This window comes from Microbacterium sp. C-MGS6, assembly GCF_058140415.1.
Genome location: NZ_CM176934.1, coordinates 699,380 through 713,970, shown reverse-complemented (window position 1 = coordinate 713,970; position 14,591 = coordinate 699,380). Strand labels below are relative to the sequence as shown.

General features: G+C 65.9%; 19 protein-coding genes. 9 read left to right on the top strand and 10 right to left on the bottom strand.

Features of this window, described 5'->3' with window-relative positions:
• Positions 1-10: 10 nt before the first annotated feature.
• Genes AC3B5L_RS03455 through AC3B5L_RS03440 form a run of 4 tightly spaced genes read right to left on the bottom strand, consistent with a single transcriptional unit; the run spans position 11 to position 2,138 of the window.
• Positions 11-1,420 (bottom strand): MBL fold metallo-hydrolase, encoded by a 1,410-nt coding sequence (locus AC3B5L_RS03455; RefSeq protein WP_042538252.1) that lies wholly within the window; start codon positions 1,418-1,420, stop codon positions 11-13.
• A gap of 26 nt (positions 1,421-1,446) precedes the next feature.
• Positions 1,447-1,566, bottom strand: a complete 120-nt coding sequence (locus AC3B5L_RS03450; protein WP_488181021.1) for a DUF8730 family Cys-rich protein — start codon at positions 1,564-1,566, stop codon at positions 1,447-1,449.
• A 14-nt stretch (positions 1,567-1,580) separates the two neighbouring features.
• Positions 1,581-1,946, bottom strand: coding sequence for a thioredoxin family protein (locus AC3B5L_RS03445; protein ID WP_042538256.1), 366 nt, complete (start codon positions 1,944-1,946; stop codon positions 1,581-1,583).
• 6 nt (positions 1,947-1,952) lie between these two features.
• Entirely contained in the window at positions 1,953-2,138 is a 186-nt protein-coding gene (locus AC3B5L_RS03440) for a DUF8730 family Cys-rich protein (RefSeq protein ID WP_074731942.1), read from the bottom strand.
• Positions 2,139-2,240: 102 nt separating this feature from the next.
• Here AC3B5L_RS03440 and AC3B5L_RS03435 point away from each other — a divergent pair, with 102 nt between their 5' ends.
• The 4 genes from AC3B5L_RS03435 to AC3B5L_RS03420 all read left to right on the top strand — a co-directional run bounded on the left by AC3B5L_RS03435 (position 2,241) and on the right by AC3B5L_RS03420 (position 5,514).
• Entirely contained in the window at positions 2,241-2,534 is a 294-nt protein-coding gene (locus AC3B5L_RS03435; protein ID WP_042538258.1) for a metal-sensitive transcriptional regulator, read from the top strand.
• Between the two features lie 144 nt (positions 2,535-2,678).
• A complete protein-coding gene (gene lgt, locus AC3B5L_RS03430; protein WP_042538259.1) occupies positions 2,679-3,590 on the top strand; it encodes a prolipoprotein diacylglyceryl transferase in 912 nt (303 codons plus the stop codon).
• Between the two features lie 236 nt (positions 3,591-3,826).
• The gene (locus tag AC3B5L_RS03425) at positions 3,827-4,540 is read left to right on the top strand and encodes a response regulator transcription factor (protein ID WP_228385636.1); all 714 of its coding nucleotides are present in this window, start codon (positions 3,827-3,829) and stop codon (positions 4,538-4,540) included.
• Positions 4,537-5,514: a sensor histidine kinase gene (locus AC3B5L_RS03420; RefSeq protein ID WP_071043059.1), complete on the top strand. Its 978-nt coding sequence runs from the start codon at positions 4,537-4,539 to the stop codon at positions 5,512-5,514. The genes AC3B5L_RS03425 and AC3B5L_RS03420 overlap by 4 nt, the downstream gene beginning before the upstream one ends.
• Here the strand turns inward: AC3B5L_RS03420 and AC3B5L_RS03415 are convergent.
• The 6 genes from AC3B5L_RS03415 to AC3B5L_RS03390 all read right to left on the bottom strand — a co-directional run bounded on the left by AC3B5L_RS03415 (position 5,505) and on the right by AC3B5L_RS03390 (position 10,359).
• A complete protein-coding gene (locus AC3B5L_RS03415; RefSeq protein ID WP_052492863.1) occupies positions 5,505-6,344 on the bottom strand; it encodes an FAD:protein FMN transferase in 840 nt (279 codons plus the stop codon). The two genes, AC3B5L_RS03420 and AC3B5L_RS03415, sit on opposite strands and share 10 nt — an antisense overlap.
• Positions 6,344-6,823 carry an FMN-binding protein gene (locus tag AC3B5L_RS03410; protein WP_042538263.1) on the bottom strand — a complete coding sequence of 160 codons (480 nt, stop codon included), beginning with the start codon at positions 6,821-6,823 and terminating at the stop codon, positions 6,344-6,346. Before AC3B5L_RS03410 ends, AC3B5L_RS03415 begins: the two co-directional genes overlap by 1 nt.
• A gap of 14 nt (positions 6,824-6,837) precedes the next feature.
• Complete coding sequence (locus tag AC3B5L_RS03405; RefSeq protein ID WP_490096214.1) at positions 6,838-8,259, bottom strand: ferredoxin reductase family protein; 1,422 nt, start codon at positions 8,257-8,259, stop codon at positions 6,838-6,840.
• 73 nt (positions 8,260-8,332) lie between these two features.
• A complete protein-coding gene (locus AC3B5L_RS03400) occupies positions 8,333-9,049 on the bottom strand; it encodes a VIT1/CCC1 transporter family protein (RefSeq protein WP_136042897.1) in 717 nt (238 codons plus the stop codon).
• 393 nt (positions 9,050-9,442) lie between these two features.
• Complete coding sequence (locus tag AC3B5L_RS03395; RefSeq protein ID WP_200838872.1) at positions 9,443-9,961, bottom strand: DUF305 domain-containing protein; 519 nt, start codon at positions 9,959-9,961, stop codon at positions 9,443-9,445.
• Complete coding sequence (locus AC3B5L_RS03390) at positions 9,958-10,359, bottom strand: four-helix bundle copper-binding protein (RefSeq protein WP_136054583.1); 402 nt, start codon at positions 10,357-10,359, stop codon at positions 9,958-9,960. Before AC3B5L_RS03390 ends, AC3B5L_RS03395 begins: the two co-directional genes overlap by 4 nt.
• Before the next feature lie 215 nt (positions 10,360-10,574).
• Here AC3B5L_RS03390 and AC3B5L_RS03385 point away from each other — a divergent pair, with 215 nt between their 5' ends.
• From AC3B5L_RS03385 to AC3B5L_RS03365, 5 genes are all read left to right on the top strand, one after another.
• A complete protein-coding gene (locus AC3B5L_RS03385) occupies positions 10,575-10,856 on the top strand; it encodes a metal-sensitive transcriptional regulator (RefSeq protein WP_053095982.1) in 282 nt (93 codons plus the stop codon).
• A gap of 30 nt (positions 10,857-10,886) precedes the next feature.
• The gene (locus AC3B5L_RS03380; RefSeq protein WP_060921756.1) at positions 10,887-11,210 is read left to right on the top strand and encodes a heavy-metal-associated domain-containing protein; all 324 of its coding nucleotides are present in this window, start codon (positions 10,887-10,889) and stop codon (positions 11,208-11,210) included.
• A 55-nt stretch (positions 11,211-11,265) separates the two neighbouring features.
• Positions 11,266-13,404, top strand: a complete 2,139-nt coding sequence (locus tag AC3B5L_RS03375; protein WP_168429242.1) for a heavy metal translocating P-type ATPase — start codon at positions 11,266-11,268, stop codon at positions 13,402-13,404.
• 53 nt (positions 13,405-13,457) lie between these two features.
• On the top strand, positions 13,458-13,892 hold the full coding sequence (locus tag AC3B5L_RS03370; protein WP_058631437.1) for a DUF6153 family protein: 435 nt from the start codon (positions 13,458-13,460) through the stop codon (positions 13,890-13,892).
• A gap of 86 nt (positions 13,893-13,978) precedes the next feature.
• The gene (locus AC3B5L_RS03365; protein ID WP_058631438.1) at positions 13,979-14,572 is read left to right on the top strand and encodes a DUF305 domain-containing protein; all 594 of its coding nucleotides are present in this window, start codon (positions 13,979-13,981) and stop codon (positions 14,570-14,572) included.
• Positions 14,573-14,591 lie beyond the last annotated feature (19 nt).

The window sequence follows — 14,591 nt, the reverse complement described above, 5'->3', positions numbered from 1 at the left end:
CCTCGGCCGCTCAGGCGGCCGTCGGCCGAGACGGCGTCGCGGCGAGCCAGGCGTTGTAGCTGCCTTCGATCTCGATGACGTCGAGGCCGGCCCGGCGCAGGGCGCTGGCGGCGACGCTGTTGCGGACGCCGCTCTGGCAGTAGGTGAGGATCTTGCCGGCGGGCAGTTCGTCGGTGTGCCAGAGGGCCCGACCACCGGAGAGCTGCGCGGCGCCGGGGATGTGCCCGGCGTTGTACTCGGTACGGTTTCGCACGTCGAGGAGGAGCGCCGCGTCGACCTGGTCCAGGTCGGTGGGGGCGATCGTCTTGGGCTGCACCGTGGGGAGGCCATCGAGTGTGGTGATGAACCCGTCGACCTGATCGATGCCGACCCGCAGCAGATGATCCCGGAACCGGGCCGCGGCGTCCCCCGAGTCGATGATGAGGACGAGCGGCCGCGTCTCGGTGTCGGGGTCGTAGACCCAGGCGCCGTAGCTGGCTGCTTTCGCGACTCCGGGCACGTTCAGCGCGCCCTGAACAGTGCCCTCGTGCACGAGGGAGTGGTGGCGGGTGTCGACCATGATGACCCGGTCGGCGTCGATGTCGGCGTCAAGATCGAAGACGCTGCGCTCGAGGAGCGGAGGAAGTTCGCCCAGCACGGCCGGTCCGACGCGGTTCTGCCGCTTCATTCGTGCGAAGTAGGCGTGTGCGTCGGGCTGATCGTTCAACAGCGTGTCGATGAATCCCTGCTCATCGCCGGCCTCGAGGTAGGGAGCCCACCAGGCGAAACGCCGCTCGTATCCGACTGTCGAGCTTGGGACGGCGCCGAGCGCCTTGCCGCAGGCGGACCCCGACCCGTGCGCGGGGAGCACCTGCACGTAGTCGGGCAGGGTGAGGAAGTGGTCGCGGAGGCTCGCGAATAGATCCCGTGCGCCGTCGAAGCGGGTGTCGATGCCGCCTGCGGCCTCGTCCAGCAGGTCCGGGCGTCCGACGTCCCCGACGAACACGAAGTCACCGGTGAGGACATAGCCCGGCTCGGAGGTCGTGGCGCCGTCGATGACGAGGAAGGACAGGTGCTCGGGGGTGTGCCCGGGAGTGTGGACCGCCTCGACCGTGATGTTGCCGACCGTGATGCGGTGACCGTGCATTATCCGGGTGGCGTCTTGGAACCCGACACCGTACTGCCAGTCCGGGCCGCCCTCGCCGGAGACATACATCGTCGCCCCGGTACGGGCTGCGAGCTCGCGGGTGCCGGAGAGGTAGTCGGCGTGGATGTGGGTCTCGGTGACCGCGGTGATGGTCATGCTGTTCTTCGCGGCGAGGTCGAGGTAGACCTGGATGTCGCGGCGCGGGTCGACGACGATCGCTTCACCGGTGCGCTGGCAGCCGATGATGTAGCTGGCGTGGGCGAGGTCGTCGTCGTAGAGGCGTTCGAGGAGCATAAGGGTCTCCGTCGCTTTCTTCTGGGTCAGTGCGTGCAAGTGCAGCGCTGGGATACGGGGACGCCCGCGAGGGCTTGTTCGATGTGCTGGCCGCAGCCGTCCCAGGTGGGCTTGCCGCAGGAGGAGCAGGTGATTCGTGCGCACATGGTGCCAGGTCCTTTCAGGGGGTAGCGGTGTTGGCGAGCTGGCGGCGGACGTCGTCCATGTCCAGTTCGCGGGCCTTCTCGATGAGCAGCTCGAGCTGCGGTTCGGCAAGAGCTCCCGGCTGCCGGTAGACCAGGACGCCGTCGCGGACGACCATCAGGGTCGGAATCGAGGTGATGCGGTGGGCGGAGGCCAGAGCGGTCTCGGCCTCGGTGTCGACCTTCCCGAAGAGGATGTCGGGGTGCCTGTCGGATGCTGCATCGAATACCGGGGCGAAGGCCCGGCAGGGTCCACACCACTCAGCCCAGAAGTCGATCAGCGCGATGCCCTCGGCGTGGGTGAGCTGTTCGAAGTTCCCGGTGGTCAGTTCAACAGTTGCCATCGCCGATCACCGTCCGAACAGGCGGGCGAAGAAGCCACCCCGCTGAGACTGGGCGGCCTGGACTTCGGCACGGGTATGGCTGCCATTGCACCAGTCGGATGCGGGCACGGATTTCCGCACGGATGCGACGTGCTGACCGCACCCGGTCCAGGTCGTCTTTCCACAGGTGTGGCACTTCGTTGCTCTGCACATACGCTGATCTCCTTGCTCGGCGATACCCCGGGGAGTATCAGTTCATGTGAATACGATACCCCAGGGGGTATAGTGGTTGTCAACTCGACGGAAGGACCACCCATGACCGACACCCTCGTCACCGGCGACCCGCTCGTCCACGACCCCGAAGCCAAGCGCAAAGTCGTCAACCGCCTCAAGCGAGCTCAGGGCCAGCTGGCGGCGGTCATTACGGCCGTCGAGGACGACGCGCACTGCCGCGACGTCGTGCAGCAGCTCTCCGCCGTCTCGAAGGCCCTCGACCGGGCCGGATTCCTCGTGATCTCGACCGCGCTGCGGGAATGCCTCACCGATCCGGACGCCGACGACGTCACCTCCCCCGCCGAGTTGGAGAAGCTCTTCCTCTCCCTGGCCTGAACCGGTCAGGCCCGCTCCTCGGGGCCCTCGCCTGGTGACCTGGGAGGAGTTCGACGATTCCCGTGTCGAACACCGTTAGTCTTCCCAGGGCGCTGTTCGCATGGGACCGGCGCTGAACAATGATGTGTTGAAGCATTCACAGTGATGCCAGATGAGGAGCGGTGCTTCGTGCTTTTGACGAGTCTTCCCAGCCCCCCACCGTCGTGGGCACAGTTCACCCTCGGGCCGCTCACAATCCACACCTACGCGCTGTGCATCATCGCCGGGATCATCGCCGCCGTGATCATCACCCAACGACGCCTGTCGGCACGAGGCGCGGAGGACGGCGTGGTTGTCGACATCGTCATCTGGGCTGTCCCGATCGGCATCATCGGAGCCCGGTTCTATCACGTGTTCACCCACGTCGGGGACTACTTCTATCCGGGCGCGAACCTCGGGAACATCTTCGCCATCTGGGACGGCGGCAACGCCCTCTACGGGTCCCTCCTGGGCGGCGCTGTCGGTGCGTACATCGGCTGCCGACGAACCGGTATCCGGCTGTGGTCCTTCGCCGACGCTCTCGCGCCCGCGATGCTCATCGCGCAGTCCATGGGTCGGATCGGCAACTACTTCAACCACGAACTCTTCGGGCTGCCCACCACGCTGCCGTGGGGGCTCGAGATCCTGCCGACGGACACCATGTTCCCGGACGGCCTCCCGGCCGGAACGCTGTTCCACCCGCTGTTCCTGTACGAGATCATCTGGAACCTGATCGGCGTGGCGATCATCCTCCTCCTCGAGCGCAGATACCGGTTCCGGTGGGGACGAACCTTCGCCCTCTATATGATCTGGTACGGCCTCGGACGCAGCTGGCTCGAGGCCATCAGGATCGACCCCACCAGCGACGCCCTGTTCGGCATCCCCGCGAACGTCTGGGCATCCGTCGTCGTCGTCGCCCTCGGCATCGCGCTATTCGTCGTCCAGGGGCGACGACACCCCGAACCCGAACCCTCCGTGTACCAAGAAGGACGCGCGCCAGCGGTGGAACATCAGCCCAGCAGCGCAGACGAGAGCTGAACGCCACCCACACCTCCAGCTGTCAGCTAGTTCTGTCTAAGCGATCACGGACACAACGCCTCTTGACGTGGTGCGCCGAAAATCCCTGCCGAGAGGGGTTTCCGAAGATCGTTTGTGGCGCCTCATAAGGAGCCACCGGGCCAGTGACGCCAAAACGATCGTTTCTGGTGTGACGGACGACGGCATGCGGAAGATCATCCGGGTTACCCGACCCGGTTTGCGCCGGGCGTACGCTGATGGTCTCGATCGCGGAAGACGGGACGACGACCATGGGCGACTCGGCACAGGGGCCACGCGGTTCGCTGCTCTATGTTGAAGATGATGCGGAGATCGCTGCGCTGACCGTCGAAGTGCTGGAAGAGGTGTACGACGTCGAGCATGCCGCGGACGGCGAGACCGCGCTCCGGCTCGCGCTGAGCAGGCGATACGACGCCATGGTGGTCGATCGACGCCTCCCCGGCATGGACGGCGTCGATTTCATCTGTGCCGTGCGTACCGCGCACATCACGACGCCGGTCCTGATGCTGACCGCGCTCGGCACCGTGGACGATCGTGTCACCGGTCTCGACGGCGGAGCGAACGACTACCTGGTGAAGCCGTTCGATTACGACGAGCTGCTGGCGCGCCTTCGGGCGCTGCGACGCGCGTTCAGGGCTGATGGGGTACGTCGACGCCTCGGCGAGTGGGTGTTCACGCCGGACGCCCAGGCCGCGTACGATCCATCTGGAATCCGAGTGGCGCTGACGGCGACGGAGAGCGCGCTCCTGGAGCTGTTGAGCACCAGCCCCGAGCACGTGTTCAGTCGGGACGAGATCCTCCGCGCCGTGTTCCATGAAGGAGATACGACGAGTTCGGTGGACACGTACGTGCACTATGTGCGGCGCAAGACGTCCCCCGACATGATCGAGACCGTCCGCGCACGCGGCTACCGCGCGGGAACACCGTCATGAGCGACGCCGATAATCGACGCGTGCGTCGCGCAGCGCTATCCATCGGACTCTGGGTCGGAGTCTCGTCGGGTGTGATCGTCGCGATCGGCATCGGCGTGCTGATCGCGGTGGTGCTCTCAACGTCGCGCCGCGAAGGCGAGGAGCACGGCGGCGGCTGGTTCGGCGGTCCCGCCGGAACGCGGGACGACTTCATCGTCGACATCGACGTGATCGTTCCGGCCGTGATCATCCTCGGAGTGATCGGCGTGGTGCTGCTCGGGGTTGTCGCCGCGGTCGCCGCTCGACGATCGGTCCGCCCGCTCGGGGAGGCGCTGCGTCGGCAGCGAAACTTCGTGGCCGACGCGAGCCACGAACTGCGTACGCCGCTGACGGCGCTGACGAGCCGTATCCAGGTGTTGCAACGCCGTCATGACCGAGGCGAGGACCTCGGAGCGGGTCTCACCAACCTCCGGCGCGATGCGGACATGATGGCCGACGTGCTCAACGACCTGCTCATCGCCGCGGAAGGAGAATCGTTCGCCGACGGGAACGCGGACGTCGCGACAGCGGCGGCGACAGCGGTCGCAGCGATGACGACGAGCGAGAAGCGCTCCGAGGTCTCGCTCGCGATCACCGTGGATCAGGAGGTGAAGGCGCAGCTGCCGGAAGTCACGCTCGTCCGCATCCTGGTCGCGCTGCTCGACAACGCCGTGCAGCACTCCCCGGCGCGAGGTACCGTCTCGATCCGCATCGCGCGGGACGCCCGCAACGTGACGGTGCGCGTCATCGACGAGGGCTCCGGGATCGAAGGCATCTCGCCCGAGCAGGTCTTCGAGCGCTTCGCGCGTCCGCGCGAGAGTGGGCGCCCTCGCAGCTTCGGTCTCGGACTCTCACTCGTGCGAGATGTCGCTCGCCGTGCCGGAGGGTCCATCGAGGTCGAACGGTCGACAGCATCCGGCACGACTTTCCTGCTCACACTGCCGGCTCATCCCTGAACGAGTGCGTCTCCTCCGATCGGATGCGAACCGACCGTCGTCGTCTGCACGTCCACCATCGTCGTGCCGAGCCAGCGGGTCACGCGACGATCAGCATCGACGACGATGCCGGTGCGCGACCCCGCAGCCGCGATCCACGAGCGGTTCGCCGGGCCGGCCACCACGGCAGCGGTCGCCCAGACGTCCGCTTGCGTGAGACCGTCGGTCACGATCGTGGCCGACGCGGTGCCTGTCGCGGGCCTACCGGTGCGCGGATCGAGGATATGATGCCCGCGCTCCGCCGTCCCTGAGGTCGCCACCGCACCGTTCACCACGTCGACCACCGCGATCAACTGACCGCGGTCGTGCGGGTCGGCGATTCCCACCGGCCATCGCCAGTCGGCTCCCTCGGCTGTGAACAGCTGCAGGTCTCCTCCGGCGTTGATGCCGACCGCGGTCGCGGCAGCCAGCAGCGGCTCGAGGTGCCGACGGCCCGCAGCTTCCACCGCCCAGCCCTTGACGTATCCCGTCGGGTCGAACCTTCCCCGCCACCGGGCGGAGACCAGGCCGCCAGTCTCCTCTTCGGCGCGTTCGCAGGCATCCGCGACCAGCGCCACCCTGCTGTCAGCGTCGGCGATGGAGAGTTCACCGCGACGGATGCGGCTGATGTCGGAATCAGTGCGATATGTCGAGAAGACCCGGTCGATGTCACGCAGTTCGTCGAAGCATGCTCGCACTGCCCGGTCGGCGCCCTCGTCGGTCATTTCCCCCGGAGCAATCAGATGGATGCTCATCGGAATGCCCATGATCTCCTCGACCCAGACCCGCGTCACCTCATTCGCGGTACGCATCAGCTCTGCGCCTGGTCGATCGCGCTCTGCAGCGACGAGAGGTAGCCACCGCTCGTGTATGTGGCACCGGACACCATCTGGATCTTCGAGCTCTGCGCCTGGATCGTCTCCGAGACGAGCCTCGGGATCGCGGTGCCGTTGATCTGCCGGTCCCGACCGTTGCTGTTCGGGTAATCGACCGCCTGTGCGTCCGTGATCTGTCCACCGGAGACGGTTATCTGCACCTGCACCGGCCCGTAGCGGGTCTGCGATGATGCGCCGGTGTAGGTTCCGTCGGCGAGGCCGGTGCCAGACATGGTTCCCGAGTTCGTCGATGTGGTTCCCGAGCCGCTCGCGCCGGTCTCGGCGGTCGTCAATGAACTGCCCGCTGTCGCCGCACTGGCGTCGGTCGGGGTGACCGCCTCCAGAGACGTTCGGTAGCTGAACAGCAGCACGAGTCCGCTGACGGTCGCGAGCAGCGTGTAGAGGATCTTCTTCATGGCCGTCTCCCTGCTCAGATCGTGAACGATTCGGAATGGATGCGATGGGCGGGGAACCCGGCGCCAACCAGGTCGCGCCTGAGGTCTTTCATCCAGGCCTCACCGCCACAGATGAACACGTCGTGGTCCTTCGGCTCCGGCACGAGATGGCGGAGGAGATCTGCGCCCGACCACGCCTCGTGCGTGGCAGGGATCCAGCTCGACGCGCCGGAAGATCGCGGGCCGATGAACGGCAGGTAGCTCAGGCCACGGGTACTGATGAGGTGAGCGATGGCCTCCTGCCGAAGAGCGTCCTCGGCCGCGGACTCCCGGGTGATAAGCATCGCTTCTCCCGGTCCGTAGCCTTCCGTCTCGAGCAGCGAGACGAGCGGTGCGACCCCGGCGCCTGCGCCGATCATAAGCAGCTTCGTCCCGGTCCTGCGCTCACCGGTCATCTCCCCGTATGGTCCTTCCATGATGACCCTGGTGCCAGGGAGCAGCGCGGTGAGGCGTCGCGTGCCGTCGCCCAGCACACGGGCAGTCAACGTCAGCTCGCTTCCCGGCGCAGCGGAGAGCGAGAACGGGTGCGCGCGAGTCCAGCCCGGTCCATCGAGGAACCGCCAGACGAAGAACTGACCAGCCCTGGCACCGAGCGTCGCGAGGTCGCGACCGGTGACCCGGATGGTGACGCCCCGAGCACCGTCCGCCTCGACCCCCGCCACCCGCAGGGCCCGACGAGTGGACCGCAGCAGCGGCATCCCGATGCGGAAGAGCAGTACCGATCCTGCGGAGAGCGCCCAGATCGACCACCAGTAGACGGTCGCGATCGGTGAGGACAGGAAGTCGGCGCCCGTCCACAGCTGGTGCGGCAGCGCGAGCCCGACGCCCAGGTACGCGTACAGGTGCAGGAGGTGCCAGGACTCGTACCGCAGGTGCCGACGAGCACGCCGGATCGAGGTGACGACCACGAGCAGGATCAGCAGAGTGCCGGCAGTCGCCAGGAGCATGCCGGGGTATTCCCAGATGAAGCTCCACAGCTGGACGAGCGGGTTGATGCCGGCAGCCATCGCGTAGCCCACCGCGAGCAGTGCGATGTGCGCGCCCATCAACCAGAACGACCAGAATCCGACGAAGCGATGCAGCCGCGTGATCCCGTCGCGACCGAATCCGCGCTCGAACAGCGGGACGCGCGCCATCAGCAGCACCTGATAGAGCAGCAGATTCGCCGCGACCAACCCGGTGAGGCGTCCGAGCGTCGTGACGGTCTCGGCGTTGACTCCCAGGACTGCGGTCACTCCACCACAGGCGATCCACAAAGCGACGACGAACAGGCTGGTCGCCCAGATCACCGTGATCGCCGCTGCACGCCAGACCCGCGCGCGGCCATGGGCTGCCCGCCGTGGCTCAGGGGAAGCGGCGGGGACGGAAGCACGCGGTCTCGTCGTCAGAGTGGTCATAGGGGAATCGTGCTGCGCCGACTCTGAGACAGGTCTAAGGAACGGCTCCCGATAGGCAACTCATATCTGTCTCTCAGGCAACGCCACTCGTCCCGAGCAGCGTACCGATCGCGAACGTGACCACCAGCGCGATCGCCCCACCGAGCACCACCCTGATCGTGGGCCTCAGCGCGGGGTTCCCGCCGATCCTCGCGCTCAGGAATCCGGTCAGCGCGAGCGCCAGCAGCACCACCGCGAAAGCGACCGGCACCCGGATCTCGGGAGGCGGGAGCAGTATCGCCAAGAGCGGAAGCAGCGCTCCGAGTGCGAAGGCAAGTGCGGAGGCCCCCGCCGCCGCCCACGGACTGACCACCTGATTCTCCGTGATGCCTAGTTCCGCTTCGAGGTGCGCGGTCAGCGGGTCGTGCGCGGTGAGCTCCTCCGCAACGAGGCGTGCGGTCGCCGGGCTAAGACCTTTCGCCTGATAGATGCCCGCCAGCTCCTCGAGCTCGGTCGCAGGATTATCGGCCAGCTCTCCTCGTTCCTTCTCGATCAGAGCCCGTTGGCTGTCTCGCTGGCTGCTCACCGACACGTACTCCCCGAGCGCCATCGAGATCGCACCGCCGACGAGACCGGCGACACCCGCGGCGAGCAGCGTCGCGGAATCGGTCGTCGCCCCCGCGACACCGACGACGAGCGACGCGACCGACACGATGCCGTCGTTCGCGCCGAGCACTCCGGCTCTGAGCCAGTTGAGCCGCCCAGCGAGATCGCCGCGGTGGGGTTCACCCGGATGCGTCGCCAACATCATCGCCCCGTTCTTTCTCCCGGCGCGGCTATGGAAGGCACATCCCGACGTAGGTCGAGCTCTGCGTGCGCGGAATGCCACTTCGTGAGAGGTCGAGTCATCGGACAAGAGTACGCCCGCCACAAACGCGCCCTCCGCAGCTCGACCGCTAGCAAGTCCGGTCGCGGCACCAACCGAAGGCCCATGCCAGAACGGGGTTCCGGCTCCCGTTAGCGGCGACCGCCCCGGCAACCAAGTGATACCGCGCCGGAAACGATCGTTTTCGGCAGCTCTCGCGTAAGGCTGAGGCGTAAGGTTGCCTGGTCGACCCGGACCCTGTCGACGGCGGTGATCCGGTCCGCTCGTCATGAGCGCGGTAGCCGGTCCACTCGTCGCAAGGGTGGTGCCGACGCCCCACTAATCGTCGAGACGGTCGAGAATCTCATTCATCTGGTCGATCTCTTCCTGCTGTGACGAGATGATCTGCTCACAGAGATCTTGGATCTCCGGGTCGCTGATGTCTGATTGCTCACACACCAGAATCGCTCGAGAGTGATGCGGGATCATGGAACGGAGGAACTGGTCGTTACCGACGAACGCTTCCGAGCGTCCCATGAAGAAGGCGACAAGGAAAAGCGCGGCGAAACCTACGAGCAAGCTGATGTTCGCGGCCTTGTTCGGGAACATCTTCCACATGACGATGACCATGATGATGCCCATGGGGAAGACCATCATCAGTGCCATGTAGAGGTTGCTGATGTTGAGGAAGAGATCGTCCAGGACGTTGATCATCGCAAACGTGAGGAAGTACATCACAACGAAGCTGAGCGATAGCGAGACGGCGAGCTTAAGGTAGCTCGACATCCCGCCCTGATTCTTCCCCTGGGAGTGGCCGGCCGGCGGGCGTGAACCGTTGTCGGCGTGCTGGCTTGTCATAGCGACTCCAGCAGTGCAACGCACGCCTGTTCGCAGCGTCGGTATGCCTCAGCGCAGATCGTGCAGTGTTCGTGCATGGTGTGCTGTTCACACTCGTTAGCACAGCTCAGGCACGCCGCTCGGCAAGCTTCGAGCGCGGCACGGGTGACGCTGGCGTCGTGCCCGGTGCGACGGGAGAGGATCCGGGTGGTGGTTACGCAAAGGTCTGCACAGTCCTGGTTCGCGCGAATGCACTTGATTAGGTCAGCAACCATGTCCTCGCTGAGGCAAGCGTCGGCACATGCGGTGCAGGCTTGCGCGCACGCGAGACACGCGTCGATGCAGTCGACGAGCTTCTTCTGATCAATTCCGCCCAGATCTTTCGGATACGTGCTGAGCATTTCTTCGGTGACGGTCATGAGAGAACTCCTTTCGTGAGCCACGAAAGTACGCTCGCATCGCCCGCGCACTGAGGCCCTTGAATACCCCGCTGGGGTCTGGTAACCCGGTATTGATAAGCCGCCGCGCTGCGCAGATCAGCCTGTGAGCTGAACAGAGTCGGCGACCACGTTCGCCTAGCGGGAATAGAAGCGAAAACATTGAGTTAGATACCCCCAGGGGGTATGCTCGAGGCATGAACGGGTACGACGGAAGCAAGGACGACCTGCGCAAGCGGTTGAATCGCGTCGAAGGCCAGGTGCGGGGGATCTCCCGGATGGTTGATGAGGACAAGTACTGCATCGACATCCTTACGCAGGTCTCTGCGGCGACGAAGGCCCTGGAGACGGTGGCGTTGTCGTTGCTGAGCGATCATCTGAGTCACTGCGTCGCTCAGGCAAGTGCTGAGGGTGGCGACTTCGCAGCGGAGAAGGTTCGTGAGGCCAACGAAGCCATCGCCCGCCTGGTTCGTTCATGACCACACGTCTGTTTAGTAAAGGAGAACACCATGACTGATCGCATCGAGCTGGGACTGACGGATGCGAACGCTGGTTGCGCATGCTGCGCTGCCCCATCGAACACAGAGACAGCCGTCCACGACGATTCTGCGGTCACATCGGAGGTGCTCGTCGACGGGATGACATGCTCGCATTGCGCATCGAGCGTCAGTGAGGAGCTGGGCGCTGTCGACGGTGTCGAGTCCGTCACCGTGGATCTCAACGCGGGTGGCACCTCCCGGGTGACCATCCGCAGCACCGCCCCGGTTGACCCCGCCGCTGTGAAGGCTGCGGTGGAGGAGGCCGGCTACGCTCTCGCGACCAGCCAGCCCTGAGTTGCATCTGTCGGCGTCCGGCTTACCCCGGGCGCACCTGAGCAAGGAGTCTCCGATGAGCCAGCACGACGAACACACCGATCACACCGCGCACCGCAACCACACGGCGGCGGCAACGACGGAGCACGACCATGGGGCGATGAGCCACGATCACGCTGCACCGCACGAAGACACCGGGCACGGCGGCCACGAAGATCACGCCGGTCACGGCGGGCATGGCGGCCACGGGGATCATGTGGGGCAGTTCCGGCGCCTGTTCTGGATCATGCTGCTCCTCGCCGTGCCGGTGGTCGGATTCTCGACGATGTTCTCGATGATCCTGGGGTACCCGCTGCCGGACGCGGCGTGGGTCGCGTGGGTGTCACCGGCTCTCGGAACGGTGATGTACGTGTGGGGCGGTGCCCCGTTCCTGACCGGTGCGGTCGGTGAACTTCGTGCCCGCAAACCGGGGATGATGCTGCTGATCGCCCTCGCGATCACCGTGGCGTTCCTCGCCTCCTGGGGGGCGAGCATCGGGCTGCTGCACCACGAGCTGGATTTCTGGTGGGAGCTGGCGCTGCTGATCGTGATCATGCTGCTCGGCCACTGGATCGAGATGCGTTCCCTCGCCCAGACGACGTCGGCGTTGGATTCCCTCGCCGCATTGCTGCCCGACGAGGCGGAGAAGGTCGACGGAGACACCACTGTCACCGTCGCACCGGCTGATCTGCAGGTCGGAGACGTGGTGGTGGTGCGTCCGGGCGGGCGGGTCCCCGCGGATGGGCGGATCGTGCAGGGTTCGGCCAGCATGGACGAGTCGATGATCACAGGAGAGTCTCGGCCGGTGCGCCGCAGCGATGGTGACCCGGTAATCGCTGGAACCGTAGCCACCGATTCCGGGGTGCGGGTAGAGATCACCGCCATTGGTGAAGACACCGCACTCGCGGGCATCCAGAAACTGGTCACGGAGGCGCAGAGTTCATCGTCGCGGGCGCAACGACTCGCGGATAAGGCAGCGGGGTGGCTGTTCTGGTTCGCGCTCGGCGCTGCCGCGATCACCGCGATTGTGTGGACTCTCGTCGGCCAGCCCGAGGCAGCCGTGATCCGCACCATCACCGTGCTGGTCATCGCCTGCCCGCACGCGCTGGGTCTCGCGATCCCACTGGTCGTGTCGATAGCGACCGAACGCGCCGCCCGTGGAGGTGTGCTGATCAAGGATCGTCTCGCCCTGGAGAGCATGCGCACCGTCGACACGATCCTGTTCGACAAGACCGGCACGCTCACCAAGGGCACCCCCGCCGTGACCGCGATCGATCCCGTCACAGGGGCCGACGCCGATCAGCTGCTCGCGTGGGCGGCGGCCGCGGAAGCGGACTCCGAGCACCCCCTCGCCCGTGCGATCGTCAACGCAGCGAAAGAGAAGAACCTCACCGTTCCGCGATCGACCGATTTTGAATCCTCCCCCGCCGTGGGGGTGCGTGCCCGTGTCGACGGACACGTCGTGCAGGTCGGCGGCCCGTACATGCTCGAGCAAGAACACGCCACCGAGCTGCCGGTGGCCGACGAGTGGCGCGGTGAGGGTGCGATCATCCTCCACGTGCTCGTTGACGGTCAGGTGACGGGCGCGCTGCGCCTGGCGGATGAGATCCGGTCCGAGTCGCGTAACGCGGTCGATGCGCTCCACGAACGGGGCGTGCAGGTGGTGATGATCACCGGTGACGCCGATGCGGTCGCCGCGTCCGTCGCCGGCGAGCTGGGTATCGACCGGTACTTCGCCGGGGTCCGTCCGGAGGACAAAGCCTCCAAGGTGAAAGAACTGCAAAACGAAGGCCGCAAGGTCGCGATGGTCGGTGACGGCGTGAACGACGCCCCCGCCCTCGCCCAGGCAGACGTAGGGATTGCGATCGGTGCAGGAACGGACGTTGCGATCGCCTCCGCAGGTGTCATCCTCGCCAGCGACGACCCCCGATCGGTGATCTCCGTGATTGAGCTGTCGCGGGCCAGTTACCGGAAGATGAAACAGAACCTCTGGTGGGCCGCCGGGTACAACCTTCTCTCGGTGCCGTTGGCTGCCGGTGTGCTCGCCCCCGTCGGGTTCGTGTTGCCGATGTCGGTCGGTGCGGTGTTGATGTCACTATCCACGATCGTTGTCGCGCTGAATGCGCAGTTGCTGCGACGGCTGAACCTCAGCCCGGACGCCGTCGTCGACAAGTAGGCGCATGGGCGGCGGCGACGTACCCTGGAAGAAAGGGAGGTGGGACAGTGTTGATGACGATCGCACGGCGCGTGCATGACCAGCGCACCCTCACCCGCACCCTCCTGACCGTCGTCGCCGTCGCCTTTTCCGTGATCTTCGGGCTTCTGGCGATGCACTCGATGAACACGCACACCATGCCCTCCGGGCACAGTGAGACCATCGCCGTCGCACCCGCGCATGCCGATGCTCACCCCGCACACGCCTCTGGCGACGCCGCAGCGGTGGACGAGGCGGGGTGCGCCACGTGTTCTGACGATCACGGCATGGCGTGGATGGCCTGCGTTCTCGCGCTCCTCATCGCTGTCGTGCTGCTCGCCCGGCCGTCCGCCTGGTGGCGAACCGTCGCACATTCCCCGGGAACGCCCGTGTCCCGCCTACATCTCCGGGATGCGCTGCATCCGCTGCGGCCTCCGTCTCTCACCGTTCTCTGCATCAGTCGCACGTGATGGCAGGCGCGCCCGCTTTCCGCGGGTAACGCCCTCGCCCAGCCTCTCTCGCTGGGCACCATCATCGACTCTTGGAGAACCCCATCATGAAGACCCGGTTTGCGGCGACAGCCGCACTCACCCTCGCCGCAGTGCTTGGACTCGCCGGCTGCGCCGGTACCACCTCCGGCGGCGACATGCCCGGCATGAACCACGAAAGCAGCACCTCGGCCCCGGCGTCCGCGGACGCCAACGACGCCGACATCATGTTCGCCAGCATGATGAAAGAGCACCACGCCCAGGCCATCGACATGTCCGACATGCTCCTTAGCAAGGAGGGTGTCGACGAACGTGTCGTCGCTCTTGCGGAAGAGATCAAGGCCGCGCAGGAGCCCGAGATCCAGAAAATGGACCAGTGGCTCGAAGAGTGGGGCGCTGATACCTCCGACATGGAGGGCATGGATCACGGCGGTGGCATGATGTCGGAGGATGACATGCAGGCTCTCGAGGATGCCACCGGTGCGGACGCCAGCCGCCTGTTCCTCGAGCAGATGATTCAGCACCACGAGGGTGCCGTCGAGATGGCCCAAGAAGAGGTCGACAACGGCCAGAACAGCGACGCGGTCGCTCTGGCCGAGACGATCATCGAGGCGCAGACCACGGAGATCGCCACGATGAAAGATCTCCTCGCCACACTCTGATCTACCTTCGGGGGTGCGG

Bases quoted from the DNA above. Each gene is read 5' to 3' on its own strand.
- AC3B5L_RS03455 (WP_042538252.1), bottom strand. From the start codon at position 1,420: ATGCTCCTCGAACGCCTCTACGACGACGACCTCGCCCACGCCAGCTAC.
- AC3B5L_RS03450 (WP_488181021.1), bottom strand. From the start codon at position 1,566: ATGTGCGCACGAATCACCTGCTCCTCCTGCGGCAAGCCCACCTGGGAC.
- AC3B5L_RS03445 (WP_042538256.1), bottom strand. From the start codon at position 1,946: ATGGCAACTGTTGAACTGACCACCGGGAACTTCGAACAGCTCACCCAC.
- AC3B5L_RS03440 (WP_074731942.1), bottom strand. From the start codon at position 2,138: ATGTGCAGAGCAACGAAGTGCCACACCTGTGGAAAGACGACCTGGACC.
- AC3B5L_RS03435 (WP_042538258.1), top strand. From the start codon at position 2,241: ATGACCGACACCCTCGTCACCGGCGACCCGCTCGTCCACGACCCCGAA.
- lgt (WP_042538259.1), top strand. From the start codon at position 2,679: ATGCCAGATGAGGAGCGGTGCTTCGTGCTTTTGACGAGTCTTCCCAGC.
- AC3B5L_RS03425 (WP_228385636.1), top strand. From the start codon at position 3,827: ATGGTCTCGATCGCGGAAGACGGGACGACGACCATGGGCGACTCGGCA.
- AC3B5L_RS03420 (WP_071043059.1), top strand. From the start codon at position 4,537: ATGAGCGACGCCGATAATCGACGCGTGCGTCGCGCAGCGCTATCCATC.
- AC3B5L_RS03415 (WP_052492863.1), bottom strand. From the start codon at position 6,344: ATGCGTACCGCGAATGAGGTGACGCGGGTCTGGGTCGAGGAGATCATG.
- AC3B5L_RS03410 (WP_042538263.1), bottom strand. From the start codon at position 6,823: ATGAAGAAGATCCTCTACACGCTGCTCGCGACCGTCAGCGGACTCGTG.
- AC3B5L_RS03405 (WP_490096214.1), bottom strand. From the start codon at position 8,259: ATGACCACTCTGACGACGAGACCGCGTGCTTCCGTCCCCGCCGCTTCC.
- AC3B5L_RS03400 (WP_136042897.1), bottom strand. From the start codon at position 9,049: ATGATGTTGGCGACGCATCCGGGTGAACCCCACCGCGGCGATCTCGCT.
- AC3B5L_RS03395 (WP_200838872.1), bottom strand. From the start codon at position 9,961: ATGACAAGCCAGCACGCCGACAACGGTTCACGCCCGCCGGCCGGCCAC.
- AC3B5L_RS03390 (WP_136054583.1), bottom strand. From the start codon at position 10,359: ATGACCGTCACCGAAGAAATGCTCAGCACGTATCCGAAAGATCTGGGC.
- AC3B5L_RS03385 (WP_053095982.1), top strand. From the start codon at position 10,575: ATGAACGGGTACGACGGAAGCAAGGACGACCTGCGCAAGCGGTTGAAT.
- AC3B5L_RS03380 (WP_060921756.1), top strand. From the start codon at position 10,887: ATGACTGATCGCATCGAGCTGGGACTGACGGATGCGAACGCTGGTTGC.
- AC3B5L_RS03375 (WP_168429242.1), top strand. From the start codon at position 11,266: ATGAGCCAGCACGACGAACACACCGATCACACCGCGCACCGCAACCAC.
- AC3B5L_RS03370 (WP_058631437.1), top strand. From the start codon at position 13,458: ATGACGATCGCACGGCGCGTGCATGACCAGCGCACCCTCACCCGCACC.
- AC3B5L_RS03365 (WP_058631438.1), top strand. From the start codon at position 13,979: ATGAAGACCCGGTTTGCGGCGACAGCCGCACTCACCCTCGCCGCAGTG.